Source organism: Bradyrhizobium canariense (assembly GCF_900105125.1).
Lineage (GTDB): Bacteria > Pseudomonadota > Alphaproteobacteria > Rhizobiales > Xanthobacteraceae > Bradyrhizobium > Bradyrhizobium canariense_A.
This window is the reverse complement of the sequence record NZ_LT629750.1, coordinates 6,403,415-6,427,319: the sequence shown is the minus strand read 5'-3', so window position 1 is coordinate 6,427,319 and position 23,905 is coordinate 6,403,415. Positions and strand designations below refer to the sequence as shown.

Annotated in this window: 19 protein-coding genes; 6 read left to right on the top strand and 13 right to left on the bottom strand. The window is 59.3% G+C overall.

Features of this window, described 5'->3' with window-relative positions; all coding sequences use genetic code 11:
- Window positions 1-22 precede the first annotated feature (22 nt).
- From BLV09_RS30380 to BLV09_RS30340, 9 genes are all read right to left on the bottom strand, one after another.
- Window positions 23-742, bottom strand: coding sequence for an ABC transporter ATP-binding protein (locus BLV09_RS30380; RefSeq protein WP_146690018.1), 720 nt, complete (start codon window positions 740-742; stop codon window positions 23-25).
- A complete protein-coding gene (locus BLV09_RS30375; RefSeq protein ID WP_146690017.1) occupies window positions 735-1,487 on the bottom strand; it encodes an ABC transporter ATP-binding protein in 753 nt (250 codons plus the stop codon). Before BLV09_RS30375 ends, BLV09_RS30380 begins: the two co-directional genes overlap by 8 nt.
- Window positions 1,484-2,419 (bottom strand): branched-chain amino acid ABC transporter permease, encoded by a 936-nt coding sequence (locus BLV09_RS30370; RefSeq protein ID WP_146690016.1) that lies wholly within the window; start codon window positions 2,417-2,419, stop codon window positions 1,484-1,486. Before BLV09_RS30370 ends, BLV09_RS30375 begins: the two co-directional genes overlap by 4 nt.
- A complete protein-coding gene (locus BLV09_RS30365; RefSeq protein WP_146690015.1) occupies window positions 2,419-3,282 on the bottom strand; it encodes a branched-chain amino acid ABC transporter permease in 864 nt (287 codons plus the stop codon). The genes BLV09_RS30370 and BLV09_RS30365 overlap by 1 nt, the downstream gene beginning before the upstream one ends.
- 100 nt (window positions 3,283-3,382) lie before the next feature.
- Window positions 3,383-4,594 carry an amino acid ABC transporter substrate-binding protein gene (locus BLV09_RS30360; RefSeq protein WP_146690014.1) on the bottom strand — a complete coding sequence of 404 codons (1,212 nt, stop codon included), beginning with the start codon at window positions 4,592-4,594 and terminating at the stop codon, window positions 3,383-3,385.
- 42 nt (window positions 4,595-4,636) lie between these two features.
- Window positions 4,637-6,319 carry an amidohydrolase gene (locus BLV09_RS30355; protein ID WP_146690013.1) on the bottom strand — a complete coding sequence of 561 codons (1,683 nt, stop codon included), beginning with the start codon at window positions 6,317-6,319 and terminating at the stop codon, window positions 4,637-4,639.
- A gap of 293 nt (window positions 6,320-6,612) precedes the next feature.
- Entirely contained in the window at window positions 6,613-7,506 is an 894-nt protein-coding gene (locus BLV09_RS30350; protein WP_146690012.1) for an MBL fold metallo-hydrolase, read from the bottom strand.
- A 6-nt stretch (window positions 7,507-7,512) separates the two neighbouring features.
- Window positions 7,513-8,286, bottom strand: coding sequence for an amidohydrolase family protein (locus BLV09_RS30345; RefSeq protein WP_167558926.1), 774 nt, complete (start codon window positions 8,284-8,286; stop codon window positions 7,513-7,515).
- A 415-nt stretch (window positions 8,287-8,701) separates the two neighbouring features.
- A complete protein-coding gene (locus BLV09_RS30340; protein WP_146690010.1) occupies window positions 8,702-9,616 on the bottom strand; it encodes an ABC transporter substrate-binding protein in 915 nt (304 codons plus the stop codon).
- 140 nt (window positions 9,617-9,756) lie between these two features.
- Between BLV09_RS30340 and BLV09_RS30335 the strand changes: the two genes are divergently transcribed.
- On the top strand, window positions 9,757-10,962 hold the full coding sequence (locus tag BLV09_RS30335) for an ABC transporter substrate-binding protein (protein ID WP_146690009.1): 1,206 nt from the start codon (window positions 9,757-9,759) through the stop codon (window positions 10,960-10,962).
- Window positions 10,963-11,064: 102 nt separating this feature from the next.
- Complete coding sequence (locus BLV09_RS30330) at window positions 11,065-12,741, top strand: amidohydrolase (protein ID WP_244548852.1); 1,677 nt, start codon at window positions 11,065-11,067, stop codon at window positions 12,739-12,741.
- 709 nt (window positions 12,742-13,450) lie between these two features.
- Here the strand turns inward: BLV09_RS30330 and BLV09_RS30325 are convergent.
- From BLV09_RS30325 to BLV09_RS38525, 4 genes are all read right to left on the bottom strand, one after another.
- A complete protein-coding gene (locus BLV09_RS30325) occupies window positions 13,451-14,779 on the bottom strand; it encodes an NAD(P)/FAD-dependent oxidoreductase (protein WP_146690008.1) in 1,329 nt (442 codons plus the stop codon).
- 97 nt (window positions 14,780-14,876) lie between these two features.
- A complete protein-coding gene (locus BLV09_RS30320; RefSeq protein ID WP_146690007.1) occupies window positions 14,877-16,550 on the bottom strand; it encodes a hydantoinase B/oxoprolinase family protein in 1,674 nt (557 codons plus the stop codon).
- Window positions 16,547-18,562, bottom strand: coding sequence for a hydantoinase/oxoprolinase family protein (locus BLV09_RS30315; protein WP_146690006.1), 2,016 nt, complete (start codon window positions 18,560-18,562; stop codon window positions 16,547-16,549). Before BLV09_RS30315 ends, BLV09_RS30320 begins: the two co-directional genes overlap by 4 nt.
- A gap of 79 nt (window positions 18,563-18,641) precedes the next feature.
- Entirely contained in the window at window positions 18,642-19,334 is a 693-nt protein-coding gene (locus tag BLV09_RS38525) for a helix-turn-helix domain-containing protein (protein WP_146690005.1), read from the bottom strand.
- Between the two features lie 107 nt (window positions 19,335-19,441).
- Between BLV09_RS38525 and BLV09_RS30305 the strand changes: the two genes are divergently transcribed.
- From BLV09_RS30305 to BLV09_RS30290, 4 genes are all read left to right on the top strand, one after another.
- A complete protein-coding gene (locus BLV09_RS30305; protein ID WP_167558925.1) occupies window positions 19,442-20,542 on the top strand; it encodes an ABC transporter ATP-binding protein in 1,101 nt (366 codons plus the stop codon).
- Between the two features lie 24 nt (window positions 20,543-20,566).
- Window positions 20,567-21,634 (top strand): ABC transporter substrate-binding protein, encoded by a 1,068-nt coding sequence (locus BLV09_RS30300; protein WP_146690003.1) that lies wholly within the window; start codon window positions 20,567-20,569, stop codon window positions 21,632-21,634.
- A gap of 78 nt (window positions 21,635-21,712) precedes the next feature.
- The gene (locus BLV09_RS30295) at window positions 21,713-22,549 is read left to right on the top strand and encodes an ABC transporter permease (protein ID WP_197684993.1); all 837 of its coding nucleotides are present in this window, start codon (window positions 21,713-21,715) and stop codon (window positions 22,547-22,549) included.
- A gap of 2 nt (window positions 22,550-22,551) precedes the next feature.
- Window positions 22,552-23,352, top strand: coding sequence for an ABC transporter permease (locus tag BLV09_RS30290; RefSeq protein WP_146690001.1), 801 nt, complete (start codon window positions 22,552-22,554; stop codon window positions 23,350-23,352).
- Window positions 23,353-23,905 lie beyond the last annotated feature (553 nt).

The following is a 23,905-nucleotide window of genomic DNA, read 5'->3' as shown; positions in this document are numbered from 1 at the left end:
GAAGCTCGTCCGGCCTCTTCATTCAGGCGATGCCCATATAGGCCTGCTGCACCATCGGATTGATCGAGAGTTCTTCCGTCGGCCCGATCAGGCTGACTCGGCCGGAATCGAGCACAATCCCCCGCCCCGTCAATTCGAACGCCGTGGCGACGTCCTGCTCCACGAGCAGCAGCGAAAGCCCTTCCCGCTTGACCTTTTGCAGCGCCTCGCCGAGATGATCGACCATCTTTGGCGCCAGCCCAAGCGATAACTCATCGATCATCAGCAATTTCGGTTTGCTCATGATGCCGCGCGCAATCGCGCACATCTGCTGCTCACCGCCCGACAGCGTGCCGGCAGCCTGGTGACGACGCTCGGCAAGAATCGGAAACAGATCGAGCATGCGCTCGAGGTCGTGGCGAATATTGGCACGGTCGGTGCGCAGATAGGCGCCGGTCAGGAGATTATCGAGCACGCTCATCGGCCCAAATAGCCGACGGCCTTCCGGGACGTGAACGATCCCGTGGGAAAGAACCTGCCTGGGCGACCGGTTGGTCAGATCTTGGCCCATGAACGCGATCTGCCCGGAGCGCACGCGCAGCAATCCGGACAGTGTACGCAGCAGTGTGCTCTTGCCGGCGCCGTTTGCCCCGACGAGGCAGACCGCCTCGCCTTCATTGATATGAAAGTCGACACCCCAAAGGATCTGGATGTCGCCGTAACCCGACATCAGGTTTTTGACGCTGAGCAGCGGATCAACCATGCCGCACCATCTGCCGTTGGGCGAATTTCGAGCCGAGATACGCCTCAATCACGCGCGGATCCTTGATGACATCGGCGGCCGGATCGTCGGCGATCAGCTCACCGTGATGAAGAACGATGATGCGGCTGCACAGGCCGGTCACCACCTTGAGCAGATGCTCGATGATGACGATCGAGATGCCACGCGCCGCGATGGCGCGGATCAGATCGAGCGCTTGCTCGACTTCGGACGTGTTGAGGCCGGCATTGACCTCGTCGAGCATCAAAATGTGCGGGTTCATCGCCAGGCTCTTGGCCAACTCCAGCCGCTTGCGGTTCGCCAGCGTTAGCTGCTCGGCTGGCCGGTCAGCCATCGCGGCGAGACCGGTGAATGTGAGATGCTCCATCGCGACACTGCGGGCCTCGTCCATGGAGCGGATGTTGGCGGCAAACATCGCGCCTGCCATCACGTTCTGGATGACCGTCATGCTCGGAAACGGCTGAACCACCTGAAACGTCCGCGCGATACCCCGTGCCGAAATCTGAAATGGCTTCAGCCGATCGATCCGTTCACCCTTGTGTACGATCGTACCTGACGTGGCGGGATGAACGCCGGTGATGATGTTTACGAGCGTGCTCTTGCCTGCACCGTTCGGTCCGATCAGGCCGACGATTTGACCAGGTTGAAGCGTCAGCGACACGTTACGAATGGCGTGAATGCCGCCAAATGAACGGCTCACATTCCTGAGTTCGAGAAGCGCGCTCATGCCGTGGCCGCCTTGCGCCAGTAATTCCGCAGGTTGAAGGACGACAGCCCGGCCGGCAGGAATAGTATGAGGATTACGATCAACAGGCCAAGGACGCCGGTATGCAATTCGAGCAGGTTGCGCCACACCACCTCGTCGAGCACGAGAAACGCGACGGCTCCGATGATCGGCCCGAACAAAGTGCCCATGCCGCCGAGCAGCGTCATCAAGATAGGCTTGATCGAGAACAGCACGTCATAGACATCGGTCGGCTCGATATAGCCAGTCCAGGAGGCGTAGATCGCTCCAGCGATGGCGGCGAAGCCCCCCGACAACGAGAATGCGTAGATCTTGTAGCGGGTGGTGTTGATGCCGACGATATTGGCAGCATCCTCGTTCTGCCTGATACAGGTCAGCCCGAAGCCGAACCGGCTATGGGCGACAATATAGGTCGCCGCGAAGGTCACCGCCGCTAGGGCAAACATCGCGTAGAAGAAGAATTGGGCCAATGCCGACGGGCTCCAGCCAAAAAACGGCAGATTTAGGCCCATGCCGCCGCCGGTCACGCTGGTCCAGCCATTCGTCAACTCGCGCAACACTTCGGTCACAACCAGAGTCGCGATCGCGAAGGCGTGGCCGCGCAACCTGAGCAAGATCGCACCGAGCAGCAACGCGAATAGCGTGCCAACGATAGCCGCGAATATCCAGGCCAGCGGGATCGGCAGGCCTCTCGATTGCAGCACCGCCCCGGCATAGGCGCCAAGCCCGAAGAAGGCCGCCAGTCCGAACGACGGATAGCCCGCAAAGCCGCCAATGAAATTCCACGCCATCGCCAATGTCGCATACATCAGCATGATGGTCGCAAGTCGGAGAAAGTAGTTGTTGCCGAGAAGCGGCATCGCCAGAACGGCGAGCGCAATGACGATGGCAATCGCGAGCTGCAGACGGGACATCAGTAGCCCTTCACACCGAGAAGCCCATGCGGGCGAACCAAAAGCAAAATGATCAGCACAACAAACGCCAATGTCAGGGCATATTCCGATCCGAACGCAATCGCGCCGAAGCTTTCAAGAAGACCAAAGATCAATCCGCCGAGTGCCGCACCGGGAACGCTGCCAACGCCGCCCAGGATGCAGATAACGAAGGCCTTGCTGAGGAACAGCGGTCCTGACAATGGCGACACAGGAAATGAGACGCTGAGCAGGCTACCCGCGGCGCCGGCAAGCGCGGCGCCCAGCGCAAACGTAATGGCGTAAGTCTGCTTGACGTCGATGCCCATTAGCAAGGCGGCGTCGCGATCGAACCGCACGGCGACGATCGCGCGGCCGATCGAGGTCAACCGCAGGCACAGCCAGAGTACAAGGATCAGCAGAAAGGCGAGGACCGCCGACAGCGCCCGATCGAGCGGGATGAAGACATTGCCGATCTCGGCGACGCCAAGCGAGTGTTCGAGGATCACTTTGCGGTAATTGGCGGAAAACCCTACCAGCATCGCATTGTTCATCATCAATTCGAGCCCAAAGGTGAGGATCAGCGTCACCAGCACCGACTGAGCAACGACACGATTGATGATGAAGAGCTGGGCCACATAGCCGAGCGCGCCGAGCGCGATCGCCGCTGTGATGACCGAGACGAAGGGATGAATGCCCAGCAGATTGTAGGAGAACAACGCGATATAGGCGCCCAACACGATGAAGGAGCCGTGCAGCAGATTGATGATGCTCAGCACGCCCCAGACGAGCGAGAAGCCGGCCGCGATGCATGCATAGAGCCCGCCAAGAATGAGGCCGTTTGCGAGATATTGGAAAAAGATCATAGGCTGCGGCTCGTTTTGAGGAGGTTATCCAGCTGCGAAGGACGGTGCCGATACCGGCGGCGATCCTTCGCGATCGGAGCGTTGTCGCATCGACCCCGACTTACTTCTTGTCGAAACGCAAGTCGCTTTGCTTGATATCAGGCGGAAGAACCACGACAGGCTTGCCGCCCTGGACCTGGATCGCCGGCGGCTTCAACGACGAAATCTGACCGGTCGGACCGAATTTGATGTGGCCGTAGAACGTGTCTGTATCCATCGCCGCCAGTTGATCGCGGACCTTCGCTTTGTCGACTGAGCCCGCCTTGTTAACAGCGATTGCGAGCACTGCGCCGCAGGCAGCGGCCGAGGCAACCGAATAGTCGGGATAGATGTTGTTGTAAGTCTTGCGGAACAGTTGTTCGAAATTCTCCGCCGAGCCGAACACGTCCTCGCCGTTGAACTTGGCTGCGACGTCCCACCAGGTGGAAGTAACGACGTTCTCCGCGAGCTTGCCGGTATTTTCGATGAATTCAGGCGTGCTCGGGCCGACCAGCATCGTGATCAACTGCGTCTTGACGCCCTGCTCCTGCATCTGCTTGCGGATCAGGATCATGTCGTTGACGTAGCCCGTCGCGTAAATCCAGTCCGGCTGCGCGGCGCGGATCTGCGTCAGCGCCGAGCCGAAATCGACGCTACCGATCGGAAACTTCTGATCGGATACGATTTCGAGACCCTTGCTCTTGGCGTAGGTCGAAAATTCCTCGGCGATCGCCAGCGGGAACAGGTCGTTGCGAGCCAGCACGGCGACCTTCTTCACGGTCGGGTTCGTCGCCTGCACCAGATCGACCAGCGGCTGGACCACAGTACTGTTCGGTGTGTACATGCCGAACAGGTATTTGAAACCTTGATCATAGACCTGGGCGGACGCCGCCTGAGCCGCGATCATCGGTACGCCGTATTTCTCGCTCACGGCGCTGACAGCCTTGGTGGCGCCCGACCCGAACGGGGCGAAGAGCGCATCGACCTTGCCCTCGGTGATCATCAATTCCGCCGACTGCACGGCGCGAGGCGTATTGGACTGATAGTCGGAATAGGTGATTTCGACTTTGTAGGTGTCGTCGCCAGCCTTGATACCGCCGGCCTCGTTCTGGGTTTTCGCCCATAGATCGTATCCCGACTTCATTCGCAGGCCTTCCGGCGACAGGGCGCCGGTAAGCGGCAACGGCGCGCCGATCTTGTAGATCTTGTCGGCTGCGTCGGCGCTATGCCATGTTGCAAGGATACTCGTAACGGCGACTGCAATCACGGCGCTTAATGTCTTCAGACTATCCATTCGTCATCTCCGACGTGAGAGCTCGTTTCCATTGAAAACGTATCAAGATGGCGCGCCATACACCCAGCGTCCGCCAACCATGGTCGCGGTGCAACTGATATCGAGCAGACCCTCGGTCGTTGCGGTTAGCGGATTGCCCGACAGCACGGCAAGGTCGGCGTAATACCCCGGCAGCAGCGGCCCCTTGCGGTCCTCTTCAAAGGTCAGCCATGAGCCATTCACGGTCAGAAGCCGTAACGCTGTTTCGTTCGACACCGAGCCGCCTGGTCCCATTACGCGGCCGGTTCTGCGATCCTTGCGCGCGATCATCGTCCACATACAGAATAGCGGATCGTTCGGCACCGCATCGGTAGCGGCGGACACTGGTACGCCCAGTTCGACAAGAGCCTTGGCCGGCGACAACAGATCGAGCTGTTGTTCATCGAGGTCAGCAAATGGCCTAGCCACCTTCCAGAGATAATGGGCTGGAATAAGCGTGACGGCGACGCCCATCGCCTTGATCGCCTGGAGATCCCGCGGGCTCGCCTTGCTGATGTGCTCGATGACCCAGCGTCGCTGTCCGATCGGATAATGCCTGGCGACGCGCTCGAGGATGGGAACGACCTCATGCAGTTTGTCGGACGCCAGCGTATGCAGGCGCAAATCATATTTGGCCGCCAGCATGCAGATCTCTTCGTAATCGGCCGGCGAATTGACATTCGGCAAACCACCGCCCCAGCCGATATCGCCCATATTCTTTCTGAGCAGATCATTGAACTGTAGATTGCCGCCATAGCCGACAAATACGCCGGAGATCTTCAGCATTTCGTCACCGAAGCCCTGGCCTCGCGCCCATGGCATCCAGTGGCGCATCGCGTATTCCGCTTCCGATGTCCCAAGCCATGCCGGGCTGAGAACCAGGCCGCTGCGCAGCGACAGTTCCTTGCGCTCCCACAGCTCGCGGAACGACGCCACGACATCAGGCGCGCAACCGTGTCCCTCGTAGACGCTGGTCGTCCCCTTCTCGTGATACATCGGCAATGAGCGGCGCAGGCCTTCGATGCGATCCTCGAGCCTGAACCGCGGCGTCGCCGGAAGGAGATCCGGCTCCGCCATGCGCATGTAATTGCGCTCGACAATGATGCCGGTCGGCTCGCCAGACGCATCGAGGAGAATCTCGACGCCGTCGACGCGCGGCTTGGTGGTCCTGTCGATTCCGTTCAGTTTCAGCCCAAGACTGTTCAAAATCATGAAGCACGGCGGCTCGCCCCAAAAGCCGCTCGGACTCGTGATGTAGACCGGATGATCGGGTGCAACGCTATCGAGATCGTGCCGGTCGGGGAGCCGGCCCTCGGCAAGCGATTTGTCCGCCTCCCAGTAATAAGGCGGCTCGCCAATCGGCATCGTCACTACCCATTCGCCTTGAGGCGTCCCGGCAACGAGCGCACGGATGCGATCGAGGACGTCCTTGATGGATCGCGCGCCCTGCAGCGAGGGGCGGATGGTCTTCAATCCCAGACTGTCCGAATGCGCGTGGGTATCGTTGAAACCGGGAATGATGGTGCTGGCGCCGAAATCATGAATGCGGGTACTGTTCCCGCGCAGCTGCATGACGTCGTCGCGGCGGCTGGCAAAGAGAATGCGGCCATCGGCAATTGCAACGGCATCAGCCTGCGAATTTGCCGCGTCCAACGGCAACACATCTCCAAGCAAGATGCAGTCGGCCGTCCCGCCTCTATGTGTCATCGCATGTTCCGGTACGCATAGAGAACGCAATGCCCTTCATTTTCAGCTTCATAAAATCATACGCTTTGTATAATTTTAGTCATATTTCGTCAAATGTATAGGATTATCCGGCGAGGCTGTCGCGCCGCGCCTGCCGCTATTGCGGGCAATATCCCACGAAAAATTAGTCGTTGTGCCCGCGCTTGTTGCACCGCAGTGCTTTCGGCGGCTGCGGTCAGCTTCGCGACGACTAGAGCATGGTCCGGAAAAGTGGGAACCGGTTTTCCGAAAAAGATCATGCTCAAACAAAGAGACTAGCTCGGTAGCAGCGGGTCGCGATTCCATTCGAACGCAAAGCCCTCGCTGGTACGGGTTATGAAGCAGCCTGTGCCCGGGACAAAATGCGTCGGCAGGACGAGGGTGCGGTGTTCGGCGCAGGACTCGAGCAAATGCAGCCGCGATTGCACGCCTAGCTGCGGATCGTCATCGAGGCTCGTACCCCAACGCGGATAGTGAATCTGCAGCGGAACGTGCATGACGTCGCCGGAAAACACCGCACGCTTTCCCTGTGAACGCAACCGGATGGCGGTGTGCGCCAGCGTGTGACCGGGGGCGGGCTCGACCGTCAGCATGTCGTCGAGCGTATAGCCGTCGTCGACGGCGACCGACTGGCCGGCCTCGATCACCGGCAGGATCGAATCCTCCCAGGTGAATTCGTTGTGGGGAGAGAATCGATACGACGCGTGCTCAGGATTCCAGCGGTCGAGTTCATGACGATGCGCAATGTATTTCGCGTTTGGGAATGTCGGTCGCCAGCGGCCATCCTTAAGCACTGTATTCCAGCCGACATGATCGGCGTGCAAATGGGTGCACATCACGAAGTCGATCTGCTCTGGCGCCACACCAGCCGCGGCAAGGCGTTCAAGCCAGGCGTGATCGCGCTGGTGAAAGCGCGGGAAATAAGGCCGGTTCTTGTGGTTACCTCCGCAGGCATCGATCAGCACCGTATGACGACCGGTCTTGACAAGATATGACCGGACCGAGGTGCGAAACTTGCCCGCGGCCACGTCATAATGCAGTGGATCCATCCAGTGCATGTGCTTGGCCAGTGCATCTCCATTGCAATCCGGCAGCAATTCGAGCGGGACGAAACTCGGCTGCACACTCTCTTCGATCTGGGAAATAACGACGTCGCCGACTTTCAACACGAATGACTAACTCCGATTCGATTGCTGCGTTGCTGGATTGCGAAGATGGGCGATGGCCTCCTGCCCTTCCTTACGGATTAAGCCCTCGTTGGGCTCAACGACCACGCCGTTGCGTTTGCGGATGCGCCCATCGATGCAGACCAGCACCACATTTGCCGCGTTGATGTCGCGAGCGGACACCAGCGCCCGCGCCGCTGTGGCGTGTCCGCGCGCCGCGATGTTGGGATCGACCAGAATGAAATCGGCGCGTTTGCCCGGCGACAGGGATCCGACCCGCGGATCAAGCTTGAGCCGCAGCGCCGCGCCTATGGTACAACCCGCGAGATCGGCCTCTTGCGATTCCGGCACCAAACCGGACGCGACCGGTTCGCCTGCCGGACAAACTATTCCGTCGCCGTCCTCGGGAGGGAGCCCGATCTCAAGGCGATAGTCGCTACGTTCCGCCGACCAACGTTCGCTCAGCTCGGTCAGGACTTCGCGTTGCTTGTCCGCGGCGGACGACGGATAGCTGAAGCAGCCACGCAGCCCGGAGTCGATCTGCGCCAGCATCGCCGTCTCGGCGCGGTCGGCGCCAATTTTGTGCGCACAGTGATACACGCTAGTGATGCCTGACGACATCAGGTCGAGCATCGCCAGCCGCACGATGCGGTAAATGTCTTCCGCATCGGCGCCCGCCACGTCGCAGCCGCCCTCGTCCGCCAGCGCATCGATGGCGGGATGGCGATGATCGGCGATGAGGCCCGGCAGAGCAACGAACCTGTTGCCGTCGATCTCGAGCATCGCCGAGGCTTGCAGCGCTTGGCCGATATTGACGATCTCGCCGTCACGGACATGGATATCGGCGCGCGGCAGCGCGCCGATATCCGCGTCCATCGTCAACGCTTGCACGTTACGGACGATGAACTCGCTCTGGGCGGGGTGAATAACCGGCGCACGAGAATAGGCCTTACGCCGTTCATACGCTGCCCGGCGCTGCAATGCGCTCGTGACATCAGGCACGGTGTCCGTCAGCCCTTCAGCGAAGAAGCCGGAAGCCGAGAAGGAGCTGGACGGATTGCAGCACAAGCAAAACATGGCGGCCTGTCTGATCAGACGCAGCGATCGCGCGCGCTTCGCTCGCCGATACCCGGCAAGTTCACGCGTCGAGCACCGCTTTCGCAGCCGGCATGTTCAACTATCTTACGTCCTGTTGCAATCATGTCTGCATCAGATCGGGAACGAACAGCTCGTCCAGCCGAAGCTGACGTTCCGTGATGCCCTGCTCGAACGCATAGCGGCTCAGCATTTCCAGCGCAGCGCGGTTGCGAGCAACGCCATTAGCCCAGCGATCACAGGCGGTTTCTTGTTCCCTCGGGTTTTCCGATACATTCCTCGCGCGCTCAAAAGCATCGTAGACTTTCGATGCCAGCGATGGCTGATCCCGCAAAAGCGTTCTGCGAACCCCGACGAGATGCATGATTGGAAATACACCGGTGTCGGCGAAATATCTTTGCTCGGCGGCCGATGAGTCAGCGAACAGGCGCTTGATCGGTGCCGGAGCGGGACCGAAGCCATGTGGCGGATGGTAGTGCACGATCGCGTCGATCTCGCCGGCGACAAGCATCGACGACAACGTCGCGCCGCGCGGCACAGCCCTTATGTCCGTGTCTCCCAACACGTCAGGAACCGCAATGGTGTCGCGCTCGACATCGTCGACGTCACCGATGCGCCAGCTGATGTCGCTCGCGGCAACGCCGTAAACGTCGGACAACAAGCCGCGCACCACGAGCGCCGCCGTATTGAGATAATTGCGCACGCCGACCACGCGCCCGCTGAGATCCTCCGGGGTCTCCACGCCGCCGTCGGCACGCACATAGATCGCGGAATGACGAAAGGCTCGCGATGGAAAAACCGGAATTCCGGCGTAGCCGCACGTTCCTCGCGCAACGTGCATCAAATATGTGCTGAACGACAACTCGCTGATGTCAAACGCAAGGTCGTTGAAAGCGCGCGCGAACATCGTTTCCGGTGGCAAGGTCTGCACATCGAGGCCATGACCTTCGATGCCGATCTCTCCATCGATTAGCCGGCGCGTGCGATCGTAGTTCCCGCACGCCAGTATCAGGGTCATTGGCGTCAATCCGGTTCGTTTGACATCACAAGGAAACGTCATACAATGTATATTACAACATAAAAAATCAAATATTTAGAAATTTCTCAATCGCCGATGTGAGCGTGACGCGCCCACTCGCCTGGGACGGAGTCCGTTAGATGCGTCATGGCCTGCCAATCGGATGTGTTCTTCTGTGCCTCTCGATGATCGGCGCTGCCGTGGCGCAGGTGCCAGCCACCGTCAAGATCGGCGTCCTCAGCGACTTCTCGGGCCCGTTTTCGGATCAGGCGGGCAAGGGCTCGCTGGTTGCCGCTCAGATGGCGGCGGAAGATTTCGCCAAGGAATCGAAAGGCCTCAAGGTCGAGATTCTGTCGGCGGATCATCAGAACAAGCCCGATGTCGGCGCCGCCATCGCGCGCCGCTGGGTCGATCAGGAGGCCGTCGACGCAGTGGTCGATCTGCCGAATTCAGGCGTTGCACTCGCGGTCAACACCATCATGAAGGACAAGAACCGGACGATGCTCGCGTCCGGCTCGGCGACGTCTGATCTGACCGGCAAGTTCTGCCAGCCGACAACAGTGCAATGGGCGCTCGACACCTGGGCACTCGGCAACGCCATGGGCCGCGCCATTACCGAGCGCGGCGGCAAGTCCTGGTACTTCGTCAGTTTCGATTACGCGCTCGGCAAGGCGCTTCAGCGCGACACGACGGAAGCGGTCGAGAAGCAGGGCGGCAAGATTTTGGGATCGGTGTCGCATCCACTCGGCACCGCCGATTTCAGCTCCTACCTCCTGCAGGCGCAGGCATCCGGTGCCGATGTGATCGCGCTCGGCGACACCGGCGCCGACGCCATCAACGCGATCAAGCAGATCGCCGAGTTCCAGATTTTGGGCAAGGACAAGAGACTGGCAGCCCTTTTCATGCAGATCGTGGACATCGATTCGCTTGGGCTCAAGGCCGCGCAGGGCCTGTTGCTCAGCGAGGCGTTCTATTGGGACCTCAACGACAGCACCCGCGCCTGGAGCAAGCGCTTCGCCGAGCGCATGAACGGACGCATGCCGACGATCAATCACTCGGCCACCTATTCCGCGACCCTCGCCTATCTGCGTGCGGTGCAGGCAGCGCAGACCATCGAGGGCGACAAGGTAGTGGCGCAAATGGAGAGCGCGGAGATCGACGATCCCCTGTTCGGCAAGGTCAAGGTCCGCAAGGACGGACGCGCGATCCACCCCATGTTCGTGTTCGAAGTAAAAACGCCAGAGGAATCCAAAGGCCGTTACGACTATTACAAGCTGGTGCGAACGATTTCGGCGGAGGACGCGTTCCGGCCGATCGACCAGGGTGGCTGTCCGCTGATCCACTGAGCGCGGTTACGCCGGCTACCTTCTCCCACATATCAATCGACAAAACTTGTAACGAGGGCAGCGGCGCCCGCCCCTCGGCTCCGGCGTAAAAAAGAGATCACAATGAACAAATACACTCAGGGGACCGGTGGCTTAGGCAACGCCGCGATGCGATCCCCCGCCGACACGATTATCGTCAACGCTCACGTCATCACGGTGGATGCCGCCTTTTCGTTTGCACAGGCCGTTGCCATCCGCGACGGCAAGTTCATTGCGGTCGGAGGCGAAGCCGACATACGAAGCTGGAGTGGTCCCGAGACGGTCGTGATTGATGCCGGCGGAAAAACCATTGTTCCCGGGCTGATCGACACCCATGCGCATGTCGAAGCCGCCGGCCTGCTCAAATATACCGTCTCGTTCGACGGTGTGACCTCGATTCCCGAAGTGCAGGAACAAGTGTCTGCGATGGCAGCCCGCACGCCGGCAGGCGAATGGATCCGCGGCCGAATGTGGCATCCGCCATCGCAACTGGAGGAGAAGCGTTTCGTCCATCGCTCCGAGCTCGACGAAGCGGCGCCGGATCATCCGGTGTGTCTGCCGGTCGGCCATTTTACGTTGACGAACAGTCTTGCGCTGAAGCTCGCCGGCATCGATCGAAATACGCCCAATCCCGATGGTGGCGAAATTCACCATGATGCTGCCGGCGAGCCCAACGGGGTGCTCGAGGAAAACGCGGAAGACCTGGTCAAGAAGCTGCTGCCGGCCTGGCCGGAAACGGTTCGGATCAGCCAAATTCAAGAAGCCATGGCGTATTTCAACAGCTTCGGAATCACGAGTGCGATCAGCGCGCGAGTGAATCCGTTCGATATGCGCGTGCATCAGATCATCGCACGCAATGGCATGGCGACACTGCGCATCAGCGCGATGTTCGCGCCAACTGGCGGTCTCAATCCGACAATGTCGGAGGACGAATGGGAAGCCTTCCTTGCGAAAATCGGCGTATTTTCCGATTTTGGCGACGACTGGCTGAGCTATTCCGGCCTGAAGATGCAGGTCGATGGCGGCATGACGCTGCGGACCGCCGACATGCGCGAGAGCTATCCGGACCAGCCCGGCTATCACGGCACGGTGGTTATCGGTCAGGAACGCCTCAATCGACTGGTGTCGATCGCCAATCGCTACGGCTGGCGCGTCGGCATCCATGCCGTCGGCGACGGCGCGATCGACAAGGTGCTCGACGCCTATGCGCTGGCCGACAAGGAGCGCTCGATCCGCGACCGCCGATTTATCGTCATTCATGGCAGCCTGATGCAGCCCGATCAGATGGACCGCGCCAAGAGCCTTGGCGTGCGCGTCGATACGCAGAGCGCTTTCCTCTGGGACAAGGCCTCGACCATCGCACGCTTCCTCGGCAAGGAAACGGCGGACCGCGCCATCCCGGCGCGCGACATGATCGATCACATGGGACTGAATGCGGTGGCGCAGGGCACCGATTATCCAATCAACCCACTCAACCCATTCATCAACATGTCCATCAGCATCACACGCAAGGACATCAGCGGTACGGTGTACGGTCCCGCGCAGGCCATCAGCCGCGAGGAAGCGCTGCGCCTCTATACGAGTTCGGCATCCTGGTATTCGTTCTCGGAGCATAAGACCGGCTCGATCGAGGTTGGCAAGCTGGCTGACCTTGCAATCCTCTCGGACGACCTCCTCACGATCGATGAAGAGAATATCAAGGACATCGTCGTGTTGAAGACAATGGTGGGCGGTCGCGTCGTCTACGAAAAGGTGCCATAATCAATATATCAATGCACGACTCACTGTCGGAACGGCTCGGGGCAATGGCCTCTAATCGTCCGTCGCGCTGTTTGCCATCGGCTCTGAGCCAGCTATTCTGGACAAGTCGACCGGGCGAAATTGACGCTATATTGCATGGCGAATTGGGCACGATCCTCGGTTGGATCGAAGCACAAGCCACTGAAAGACCCGGAAACGCGGAACTCCCGCGGCTTTCGTTACGGGAGTGTCGGTATCGGTGGTTTCGGGACACGCAAGCGCGTTTGTTATAACTTCCGGCTTGGGAGACCTTCGACGGCCGGCGGCAAGATCGAGAATAGCCATCAACTCGCCGCGTAGGATGGCGTGGCTCTCACCCCGCTTGTAGCCGGGGGTTATCACCACCTCGCCAACCAGCGAGCGGATGTCCTCCCGGGCCTCCCCAATTGCTCCTCGATCGAAAGCTGATGAGCGCGGCCAACGCACCCCGCTCTGTCCGTTTCCACGTTCAGATTTCGATCCGCTGGCCATCGTCAACAATGTTTTAAACAGGCCAGGGAATCTATCGCGCTGGAACTTATGGATTGGGATGAGCCGCCTGATTACATTGAAGTTGACACTGCCTGACCGGTCGATCCCCGGCGTTGGCCGTCCCCTCCGAAACAAAATCCTCGCCCGATTTTCCGAATAGCGTTCGGCTACGTCGGCACAGACTTAAATGGCAATACTCTTAGGCATCCCTTGCCAGGAACCGGCTCAAGCCATCGCGAAACCGATAATACGCCCCGATAGCCGGCAAAGCCCAATTTGGATTGCCATTGTACAGCGGGAAATCCGGAAAGTCCTCGCGCTCGAAACCGCAAGGCCGGTTTGCGCGTCCGGAGATCCGACGAGCAGTTTCGGTGCCCAGGTAGGTCATCATGGCAATGCCGCTGCCATTGCAACCGAGCGCGTAATGCATGCCGTCCATCAGACCAGTGTGCGGCAGCGCATCGAAGGTGAAGGCAACATTGCCCGTCCAGGCGTGGGTCACCTTGACACCCCTGAGTTCGGGAAACCGATCGGTGAGGAAGCGCTGCAGGATCGGTGCGCTCACTTCCGGCGAGACGGTTGTGAACCGGGCCCGTCCGCCGAAAATCATGCGACGGCCGTCAGGTGACATCCGATAATAGCACAACACGCGTTTGGTGTCGGCGAGCGTACGACCTTTGGGACTGAGCGACGCCGCCAGATCCGGCGGCAACTCTTCCGTGGCAATGATGTGGCTTCCGATTGGAACGACCCTGCGCTTTAACTTCGGCGTCGCATCACCGGTATACCCGTTGGTCGCGATCACGACATCGCCTGCGACGACGGCACCGCGCGCGGTTTTCAGCGACCATCCGCTTCCACTGCGCGTAATGGACCTGACCGGCGTCATGCTGCAGATCGTGACGCCGCGCCGGCGCGCCGCCTCCAGCAGACCTTTGTAATAAAGCGCCGGATGCATGTTGGCGGATCGCTCGACCACCATGCCGCCGTAGTAATAGTCGGAACCGATTTCTTCACGCTGACGCTCACGTGGGACCATGTAACTGCCCGACTTGGCCGCACCGTTCAACTTGGCGACGCTTGCCTGTAGGGTGGCATAATCATTCGGCGTCCACGCCCCAACGAACCGACCACCGTGTTGCCAGTGGCATTCGATTTTTTCACGCTTGATCAGATTATCGACGAGGCCGAAGGCGTCGGCAGCAGAAGACAACATGTCCTGCATCTGGTCGGGCGGCAGTTCGACGGATTTACCCGTGAAGCTTTTTCCGATGTTAACGCCCCCACTCACCGCACCGCCGTTACGCGTGCTTGCACCGATGCCAAGCTCGCCCGCTTCGAACACACAACTTTCAATTCCGGCGTCGGCTAATTCGATCGCGCAAGCAAGGCCGGCGTAACCGCCGCCGACGATAGCGACGCGAACCTGCGACGGGACGTCTACCTGCGGTCCGGCGGCAGGTTTATAGGCTTCCCACCAAAACGGTTCGGGCTTGAAGTCTGAGTGAAAAACTTCCGATCGTTTCATTTCCGCCCCGCAGTTTAGGCTCTCATTGAAAATAAGGTGGTCGCCTCACGACGTCTGTTGTGCTTATCCCAGCGGTCAACCTCGACAGGGCCGCACGTCAAGCCGTCACGAAACCTGCACTCAGATCCCGAGCGATTGCCGCATTGGAACGCTCGGTAATCGGGCCATATCCGCCACCGCCGCCTGTTTTCAGCACCAGCAGGTCGCCCTTGAGCAACTTGACGGAATCTTTCGACCGAACCTGAATTCGCTCGTCACCGCGTTGAATCTCGCAGCTGCCGGTCGTTCCGTCCTCACCGCCGGCAAGACCGGAGGGTGGAATTCGAAAACGATCGGCATAAATGGCGAATTTAACGCCGTCTTTGAGTACCCGATAAGACCGATAAAAGCCCAAACCACCGCGATGGCGGCCCCTGCCACCTGTGTCCGCCAGCAGGCCATAACCTTCGACGCGGAAAAAATCGAAATCCATGTCGAGCGCTTCGACCGGCACGTTGGTGCAATTGGACAACGGTCCGGCGACAGCGTCGCACCCATCATACTGAGGTGACCCGCCCCAGCCTCCATTGTGAATTTCGAGGTAGACGCGGTAACGCCCCTTGTCGAGTTTGCTGAGGCAGGTTGCGACGGTCGTATCGAAGCCGCATGCAGCGATCCGTTCCGGGATGGCCTGTCCCAATGCCTTGATCACGCAATCGAAGGCGCGATAGATCGATTCCATGCGTGCGCGCACCGGCGCCGGCGAATGTGGATTGAGCAGCGACCCGAGCGGGGCCGAGATCGTAACCGCCCTGAACACGCCTTCGTTATAGGGAACGTCATCCGTGGTGAGCGCAGACTTGAGGGCCGACAGCGTAGCACCGATGGTTGAAGCGAACGGCGCATTCAGGTTGGTTTCGACCTGATCGCACGTACCGCTGTAGTCCACCGAGATAGCGTCTCCTTTAACGGTCACCGTGGCGCGAACCCGGAGCGGCGTATCGGAAAGGCCATCATCATCGACCGCGTCCTCGCCGACGTACACGCCGTCCGGAATGGATTGGATCACGGCGCGCACCCGTCTTTCGGCGTACTCCTGCATCTCGCTCATTGCAGCCCGTACCTTCGCCACGCCGTGCCGCGCGCACAATTCCTGGACGCGTGCGATGCCGGTCCCGCAGGCGGCAAATTGAGAGTTCATGTCACCGATGGTCTGATCGGGAACGCGGACGTTCGCGGTCATCAGGCGCTCGAACGGTCCACCGTTCCAGTCACGCGCCAGATTATACTTCGTGGGAGGGAGAATCAGGCCTTCCTGATAGAAATCCGTTGCCGCCGTCGTGATGCCCGGCGCACCTCCACCGATGTCCAGATGATGCGCAACCGCTGCACTGAAGCCGACAAGTTCGCCCTGGAAAAAGATAGGCATGAAAACGAAGATGTCTTGCAGGTGCTGTCCGCCACCGAGGTAGGGATGGTTGGTGATGTAGAAATCACCTTCCTTGAGTTCGGTCGGGGGGGTCTGTGCCGCGCAATGCCGGAATGTGTGCGACAGCGAGCCAACGAGAATTGGAATGAGTTCGTCGCTCTGGGCCACCGACGCGCCTGACGCATCGAGAAGCCCGGTCGATGCATCCTTTGCCTCGCGCACGATCGTGGAATACGCCGAACGACACAGGTTGACGCCCATTTCGCGCGCCGAGGACATCAGCGCCTGGCTGATGATCGCATAGTCTACCGGACTGAGCTTCTCGACAGCTTCAGGAGATCGACGGGCTTGACGCACGCTCATGGCAGTTTCCTCATCACTAGATTGTCGTGCCCATCGGCTTCTGCTCGCCATCCGGCCGGCATCCAGATAGTGGTCGTGTAATCCTCGATGACGGCCGGACCGTTGACTGCATTCCCGTCACTGAAAGCAGAGCGTGGCAACACTGTCGCGTCGATGCGCCGCCCTTGCTCGAATACAGCCCCGGTGCGTTTGCCTCGATCGGGAAGCGCGCCCGTCACAAGTGCCGGGATATCCTTCTGCGCGACGTGAAGGCCGGCGCGATAGGACACGATCTCCACCTGCGTACGGCTGCCCGCGCCGTGGCGATAGATCTTGTGATGTTCGGCCATAAAGGCCGCCAACAGGCTTTCGGAAGTAACCGACTCGATTTGGGTCGGATCAACCGGCACCACCAGTTCGAACGCCTGGCCCACGAAACGCATATCAAGCGTGATATCGAACAGCCGTGTGCCCGAAAGGTCGAGTGCATCGGCGCGGCCGTGGAGTTCTTTCATCAGAGCGCGAACCGTTTCACGCACCACATCCGCCGCGTTGTGGTCGATCAGGGTTCGACGCGTTTGACTCTCGTTGATTGAGTAATCGGCCGCGAGAAGGCCGTAGGCCGAGATAACGCCGGCGTTCGGTGGAACCACGACCGTGTCCAATTCCAGCGCATCCGCAACATCCGCGGCGTGCAGCGGTCCCGCGCCACCAAACGGCACGAGAGCATACCCTCTGGGATCACGCCCGCGTTCGGTGGAAACCACCCGGATTGCGCTGACGACATTCGCCGTAGCGATGCGTATGGCGCTTTCGGCAAGCACTTCGACGGACATGCCCAATTTATACGCCAGCGGTGCAAAGACCCGCTCCGAAGCTGCCGCATCGAGCGACATCGAGCCTGCGAGCAGTGCATCCGGTCTCAGTCGTCCGCAGATCACATGTGCGTCGGTCAGGGTCGGCAGATTTCCACCGCGCCCGTAGCAAGCAGGACCGGGATGAGCGCCGCTGCTGCGGGGCCCCACCCGCAACATTCCACCGTCATCCATCCACACGATACTGCCGCCACCTGCGCCAATGGTCGCGATGTCCACCATCGGCATCTGTACGGGCAGGCCACCGATTTTGCTCTCCCGTAAAAGTTGAGGCTTGCCGTCCGTCACCAGACAGACGTCGGCGCTGGTCCCGCCGATATCGAGCGTAATTATATCGCTGAACCCGGACAGACCGACGTGCCGAAGCGCACCGACAACCCCGGCGGCTGGTCCCGACAGGAGTGCCGTCACGGCACTCCGTCGCATTGCGGCAGCCGGAATGCGGCCGCCGTTCGACTGCATGATGCTGAAATGACCTTTAAAATTCTGAGCTGCGAGCTTCGCCTCGATCCGCCCCAGATAGGCCGAGATCACTGGCTGAACGTATGCGGCAATCGTCGTCGTCGAAGCGCGCTCGTATTCGCGGAATTCTCGGGTCACGTCATAAGAAATGGTCACCTCGATATGGGGAGCGAGACGTTTGACGAGCGCCGCGACCGCCGTCTCGTGAGTCGGATTTGCAAACGCGTTGAGGAGGCAGATCGCAACGGCGTCATATCCGCCGCGTTCGAGAAATTGCGTCAGCGACGGGGTGAGCGCATCGCAGTCGAAAGCGCGCTCGATGGTACCGTCCGAAAGCACGCGCTCCGGGATCTCGAACGAATCCTGGCGGGCCACGAGCGGCACCGGCTTTTGGTAGAACAAATCGAAGATCCGCGTCCGGTCATGGCGCTGGATCAGCAGAATGTCGCGAAATCCCTGCGTTACCAGAAAGGCGAGCTTGCCGCCCTTTCGCTCCAGCACCGCGTTCGTCGCAACCGTTGATCCGTGAACAAAATCAGTCGTCGTTTCCAGTTCAATGCCGGCCACCGCAAGTGCTGCGAACGCACCTTCGTCCGGCCGTATCGGAACGCTGGGTACTTTCGTAACGTTGACACCGTTTGGTCCGACCGACACCAGATCCGTGAATGTTCCGCCAATTTCGACGCCAACGCGCATTTGATCTCCAACGCTTTATCGCTGCCGCCTGTTTGCAGGCAGCACATTCCTACCAACGATTCACAATCGTGAAAAAACATCATGACTGCTTCCTTCGCGCTTTCGGTCCGGTTTCCTGCGCTTTTGCCGTCTTCGCATTCACCCAGATGACGCGCGCGCTGCGTCGTCCGACGCTGCGGAAGCGGTGCGGGCGCTTGCTCGAAAACCGAAAGCTGTCACCTTCGTTGAGGGTGAAGCGCTGCTCGTCGACAATCAATTCGATCGATCCCTCGAGGACGAGTCCCGCCTCCTCGCCCTCATGCGCGTAGGAATCGTCTCCGGTGTATCCTTCCGGCTCAATCACCACGACATAAAGGTGCAGCAGCGCCTCGATCGAAGATGGCGTCAGAAGCTGCTTGAAAATACCGGTGCGGCCGAAAGGCAGATTTTTCCTGTCCGCCATCCGAACGACGATCTGGTCCTTATCCTCATCGGCGGATTCATCGAACAGGCTGGCTATACTGGTGCCCAACGCGTCAGCAAGCGTTGCCAAAACTTTCACCGAAGCAGACGAAAGCCCGCGCTCGATCTGACTCAAGAATCCGATTGAGAAGGCCGTTCTTGCGGCAACTTCAGCCAACGACAGCTCGCGCGCTTTGCGCAACCGCCGAATTCGGCTGCCCAACAACGCATCAATCTCGTGAATGGACGCTTCAGATTCAGCTGGAGCGAGCGCGTCGAGAACTGCCACCGTGTAGCCGCCTGCGTGAAAATTTGACTGCAAAATTATCATACATATGAAAATCTCTTGCGCAAACGAAAATTATGAGATCATTTCTTCAGGTTGGGATTTGGTCTGACGATCAAAGCGCCGTGAAGAATGCCGCGAGTGGGAGCCTGATGTCTGGCAATGCGCCGATCCTGGATGTGCGTCACGTGCGAAAAGCTTTTCCCGGCTTCGTCGCGGTGCACGATCTCGATCTCCAGGTGCAGAGCGGTGAGTTCCTAACTCTTCTCGGCCCATCCGGATGCGGCAAGACCACCTTGCTGCGCATGATCGCTGGCTTCGAAACGGTGACAAGCGGAGATATTTTTATTTCCGGCGAGCGCATGACCGACTTTCCTCCCTATCGGCGTCCGCTCGGCATGGTGTTTCAGAATCTCGCGCTGTTCCCGCATCTAACCGTCGGCGAAAACGTCGGCTACGGATTGAAGGTGAGGCGAACCGAGCAGAAGACCCTCGCGGGCGAAGTCGAACAAGCACTCGAACTTGTGGGCCTGGCGCATCTGACCGAGCGTTCAGTGCATCAACTCTCCGGCGGGCAACGGCAGCGGGTGGCGCTGGCGCGTGCGCTGGTCATGAAACCCAAGGTGCTGCTTCTCGACGAACCTCTCGGAGCGCTCGACCTGAAACTGCGCCGCCAGTTGCAGGTCGAACTTAAAAGCTTGCAGCGACGTGTCGGCACCACATTCATCTTCGTGACGCATGATCAGGAAGAAGCACTCAGCATGTCCGATCGTATCGCCGTGATGAATGAAGGGCGCGTCGTCCAACTGGCCGATGCCCAGACGATCTACGATTCACCCGCCACATCCTTTGTGGCGCGTTTCGTCGGCGAAAACAATTTTATCGAAGCCGAGGTCGTTGGGACAAAATTGGACCAGGTTTTGCTTCGGTTTACCGATCTCGGCGTCACCCGGCCAATCGCCTCGCGCGCGTGCTTTGCCATCAATGGCGCCAAGACGTTCACCGTGACGGTGCGCCCGGAACACGTTCGGATCAGTCACGCGGACGAGAACGGCTCGGGCATCACCGGAGCGATATGTGACGAAGTATATTATGGCTCAGCCGTCCGCTACACGATCGACGTCCAGGGTCAGAAATTTCTGGCGACCCTGGCTTCCGGCGCGGGAAGCACCCGGCAGTTCAGGCTGGGCGAAACGGTCACGCTGGATTGGAACGACGAAACGACAGTCGCCATACCAAACACGCCATCATGAGTACGCACTAAAAATGGAGTCGAAATGCTGACAGGATCAAAACGGCGGCTGGAAGCGGTTGCAATCGCACTTCTGATGGTCTCCGGCACGGCGGTCAGCTCTGTGCCCGCAGCCGCGCAAAAAGTTGTGATGGCGACATGGGGCGGTGGCGTCAGCGACACCTGGCGAGAGAGCTTTGCCAAGCCCTATCAGGAGGCAACCGGCACACCAGTCACGATCGTTGAGGTGCCTAATCCGGAAGCGCAGGTGCGGGCGCAAGCGAGTGCCCCACAGTACAATGCCATCATTGCTTCGTTCTTTGAGGCCGCCAATTTGTACAAGGATGGGCTGATCGAGACATTCGACGCCAAGGATTTCCCGGAGATCGCAAATATCGCGGAGAAATACCGGCTGACGACGCCGGATGGGCGACTGATCGGAATGCCTGTCTATTTCATGTATTATGGCATCGCACTCAATACCGATCTTGCCAAACCTTCCGAGATGACATCGTGGCAGGATCTCGCCAAGCCGAAATGGAAAGGCCAGATTGCGTTGAATCGGCCTATTTATGCATCGACCTACGATCTCGTCGTCATGTCCTATGCCACCGGCGGCAACGAGACCAACATCGAGCCCGGCGCCAAGCTGTTCGAAAAGATCGCCGACAATGCCATGACGACTTTCAGCTCCATGGCGCAGATGAATCAATTGCTCACACGCGGCGAAGTCGCTGCCGGCGCCTATTACTCCACCCGCATCTGGCAGATGAAGCGCGAAGGGCTGAAGAATGTCGAATTCGTCATTCCAAAGGAGGGCTCGCTGATGCTGCCTTACGTCGTCGTGATCCCGAAAGGCAGCTTCGATCGCGACACGGCCAAGAAATGGCTGAACTACATCGGAAAGTCGGAAGGGCAGCTGAAGGCCACTGAGATGTCCGGCTACATGCCGCTGAACGAAACCGCGAAGCTTCCACCAGAGACCGAGAAGCTGATTGGGATGCCGCTCGCCGAATTGAAAAGCAAACTGATACAGCCGGACTGGGCCATCATCGCCGCCAAGCAGCAGGAACGCGTCAATCTGGTAGAGCAGATCGTCGCCCGCGCCAAATAGGCGCAGGACAATGCCGGGCAAGCTCCGGCAGCGTTCCTGCCGGCCCAACCGCAACGAGACCGAGACGCAGTTTTAATCATGAAGCCCGGTCGCTGGTTCCTACTGTTGCTGCTGCCTGCCGGGCTGGTGATGAGCCTATTCATTTACGGCTTGTTGCAGCTCGGATGGCAGTCGTTCCTGTTCGAGAATCGAGTCGGCCTCGGCAATTACAGTTCGTTCTTCGCACGTGCCGATTATGTCAACGTACTCGTACATACCATCGAGACCGCGATCGAGACCACGCTGATCTGCCTGGTGTTGGGTTTTTCCGCGGCCTATGCAATCGCTCGCGCCAAACGCTGGCGAAATGTCTTACTTATTCTTGTCATTCTGCCGTGGCTCGTCAGCGTCGTCGTGCGCACCTACGGCTGGATCGTGATCCTCGGCAATCGAGGTACATTCAACAGCCTCTTGATATGGACAGGATTGGCGGAAGGGCCGCTGCGCCTTCTCTATAACCAGACCGGCGTCTTGATCGGGCTCGTCCATGTCTTCTGCCCGTTCATGATCATCTCAATCCTCACTGTGCTGATGCAGATCGACCGCTCGCTCGAAGAGGCGTCGATGAGTCTCGGTGCTGGGCGCGTCGAGACGTTTCTGCGCGTCGTCGCTCCACTCAGCATACCTGGCGTCATCGCCGGCAGCACGATCGTTTTCCTGCTGTCCACCGGCGCCATCATTACGCCGCTGCTGCTGGGCGGCCCGCGCAACGGAATGTTATCCACGCAGATCTACCAGGACGTCTTCCAGCTGTTCAACTTCTCAAAGGCCGGCGCAATGGCGTTGATCCTGATGCTGGTCTCGATATTGGTGGTGTGGCCGCTCCAAATCGTCGAACGACGCCTGACGCGACGCCTGAAAGGCAGCGAGATCTGAGCATGCGCGCTGGACTTATGCTTTGGCGGATATGGATAACTGCCATTTTCCTGTTCTTGCCGGCGCCGATCGTCATCGTCGCGATTTCATCTTTCTCGCGAACCGGATATCTGCAATTTCCGCCGCAGCAATTCTCAATCCGCTGGTATCAGGAGTTCCTCTCCAGCGAAGCGTGGCTCAAGCCACTAGCCGTCAGTTTCGCGCTCGCTGTCGTGGTCGCGATCATCACAACCGTTTTCAGCTTTCTCGCGGCCTTCGCGGTGACCCGCATACGCTTTCGGGGCAAGGCAGCGTTCGATACGCTGATGCTGTCACCCTTGTTATTCCCGCACGCCGCGATCGGTGTGGCATTGCTCGGTTTGCTGGCCGCCGTTGGTTGGGTTGGCCACTACAGCGGCATCCTGCTCGCGCACGTCATTCTGTGTATTCCATTCGCCTACAGGCCGGTGCTCAATTCGATGCGAAAGCTCGATCTCAGCATCGAGGAAGCGGCGATGAGCCTCGGTGCGCAACCGGGATACGTCTTCCGGACTGTCACGCTGCCGTTGCTGCGGTCCGGCCTGGTGACAGCCCTGCTGTTCAGCTTCATCATCTCGTTTGATGAGGTGACGGTTTCAATTTTTCTTGTCGGGCCCGACGCTACGACTCTTCCTACTCGGATATTCGCGCACATCCAGGAGAGCGCAAGCCCCGTCGTCGCTGCGATTTCTACCTTTTTAGTAGCGGTTACGATCGGCCTTATCGCGCTGCTGCAGAGGCTCATAGGTCTTGACCTATTTATTGAGGTGGAGCGATCACGGTAAACCAGCGAGCTCAGACGAAGATCACGCCTGTGCGTGAGGCGGTTAGTGGCCCAAGGGTTTCTGCAGTTGGAGAACACCGACCTCACCTGGTTTCGGGAGTTGGTAGTTTTATTCTGAATGGTGGCAAAATGCCGTGCGCGAAGAGATTCGAACTCCTGATCCAGATTTAAGCGGCGATTTTTTCTTCGATATCGATCTGCTTCCCCGCTCTTTAGCTGAATGAGCGCACGCGATTAGCGTCTCTGGATGCTCTATCGAGAGAAAATGTCCACCTGTCATTCTCGATGAGACATGGTCACACTTTGCAGCAGCAGGATCGGCTCCGTCGCCCGCCCTGCATTCCGCAAGAATCATGCCCGTCCCGGCGGTCAGACCGGGACGGTGAGTGAGTTATAACAAAAGCGGTTGCGGGGACAGGATTTGAACCTGTGACCTTCGGCTGTGAGTCGATGTCCCGAGCCTAGTTTAAACGATTGGTCAAATCTGAGCGGCTCAACTTCAGTTCCGGAACCGAGGTGCAGATCGCCGTCGCAGAACGCTACCGCCGATTGAT

Excerpts from the sequence above, each read along its gene's own strand:
- BLV09_RS30380 (WP_146690018.1), bottom strand. The coding sequence starts at position 742 with ATGGTTGATCCGCTGCTCAGCGTCAAAAACCTGATGTCGGGTTACGGC.
- BLV09_RS30375 (WP_146690017.1), bottom strand. The coding sequence starts at position 1,487 with ATGAGCGCGCTTCTCGAACTCAGGAATGTGAGCCGTTCATTTGGCGGC.
- BLV09_RS30370 (WP_146690016.1), bottom strand. The coding sequence starts at position 2,419 with ATGTCCCGTCTGCAGCTCGCGATTGCCATCGTCATTGCGCTCGCCGTT.
- BLV09_RS30365 (WP_146690015.1), bottom strand. The coding sequence starts at position 3,282 with ATGATCTTTTTCCAATATCTCGCAAACGGCCTCATTCTTGGCGGGCTC.
- BLV09_RS30360 (WP_146690014.1), bottom strand. The coding sequence starts at position 4,594 with ATGGATAGTCTGAAGACATTAAGCGCCGTGATTGCAGTCGCCGTTACG.
- BLV09_RS30355 (WP_146690013.1), bottom strand. The coding sequence starts at position 6,319 with ATGACACATAGAGGCGGGACGGCCGACTGCATCTTGCTTGGAGATGTG.
- BLV09_RS30345 (WP_167558926.1), bottom strand. The coding sequence starts at position 8,286 with ATGCTCGAGATCGACGGCAACAGGTTCGTTGCTCTGCCGGGCCTCATC.
- BLV09_RS30340 (WP_146690010.1), bottom strand. The coding sequence starts at position 9,616 with ATGACCCTGATACTGGCGTGCGGGAACTACGATCGCACGCGCCGGCTA.
- BLV09_RS30335 (WP_146690009.1), top strand. The coding sequence starts at position 9,757 with ATGCGTCATGGCCTGCCAATCGGATGTGTTCTTCTGTGCCTCTCGATG.
- BLV09_RS30330 (WP_244548852.1), top strand. The coding sequence starts at position 11,065 with ATGAACAAATACACTCAGGGGACCGGTGGCTTAGGCAACGCCGCGATG.
- BLV09_RS30325 (WP_146690008.1), bottom strand. The coding sequence starts at position 14,779 with ATGAAACGATCGGAAGTTTTTCACTCAGACTTCAAGCCCGAACCGTTT.
- BLV09_RS30320 (WP_146690007.1), bottom strand. The coding sequence starts at position 16,550 with ATGAGCGTGCGTCAAGCCCGTCGATCTCCTGAAGCTGTCGAGAAGCTC.
- BLV09_RS30315 (WP_146690006.1), bottom strand. The coding sequence starts at position 18,562 with ATGCGCGTTGGCGTCGAAATTGGCGGAACATTCACGGATCTGGTGTCG.
- BLV09_RS38525 (WP_146690005.1), bottom strand. The coding sequence starts at position 19,334 with ATGATAATTTTGCAGTCAAATTTTCACGCAGGCGGCTACACGGTGGCA.
- BLV09_RS30305 (WP_167558925.1), top strand. The coding sequence starts at position 19,442 with ATGTCTGGCAATGCGCCGATCCTGGATGTGCGTCACGTGCGAAAAGCT.
- BLV09_RS30300 (WP_146690003.1), top strand. The coding sequence starts at position 20,567 with ATGCTGACAGGATCAAAACGGCGGCTGGAAGCGGTTGCAATCGCACTT.
- BLV09_RS30295 (WP_197684993.1), top strand. The coding sequence starts at position 21,713 with ATGAAGCCCGGTCGCTGGTTCCTACTGTTGCTGCTGCCTGCCGGGCTG.
- BLV09_RS30290 (WP_146690001.1), top strand. The coding sequence starts at position 22,552 with ATGCGCGCTGGACTTATGCTTTGGCGGATATGGATAACTGCCATTTTC.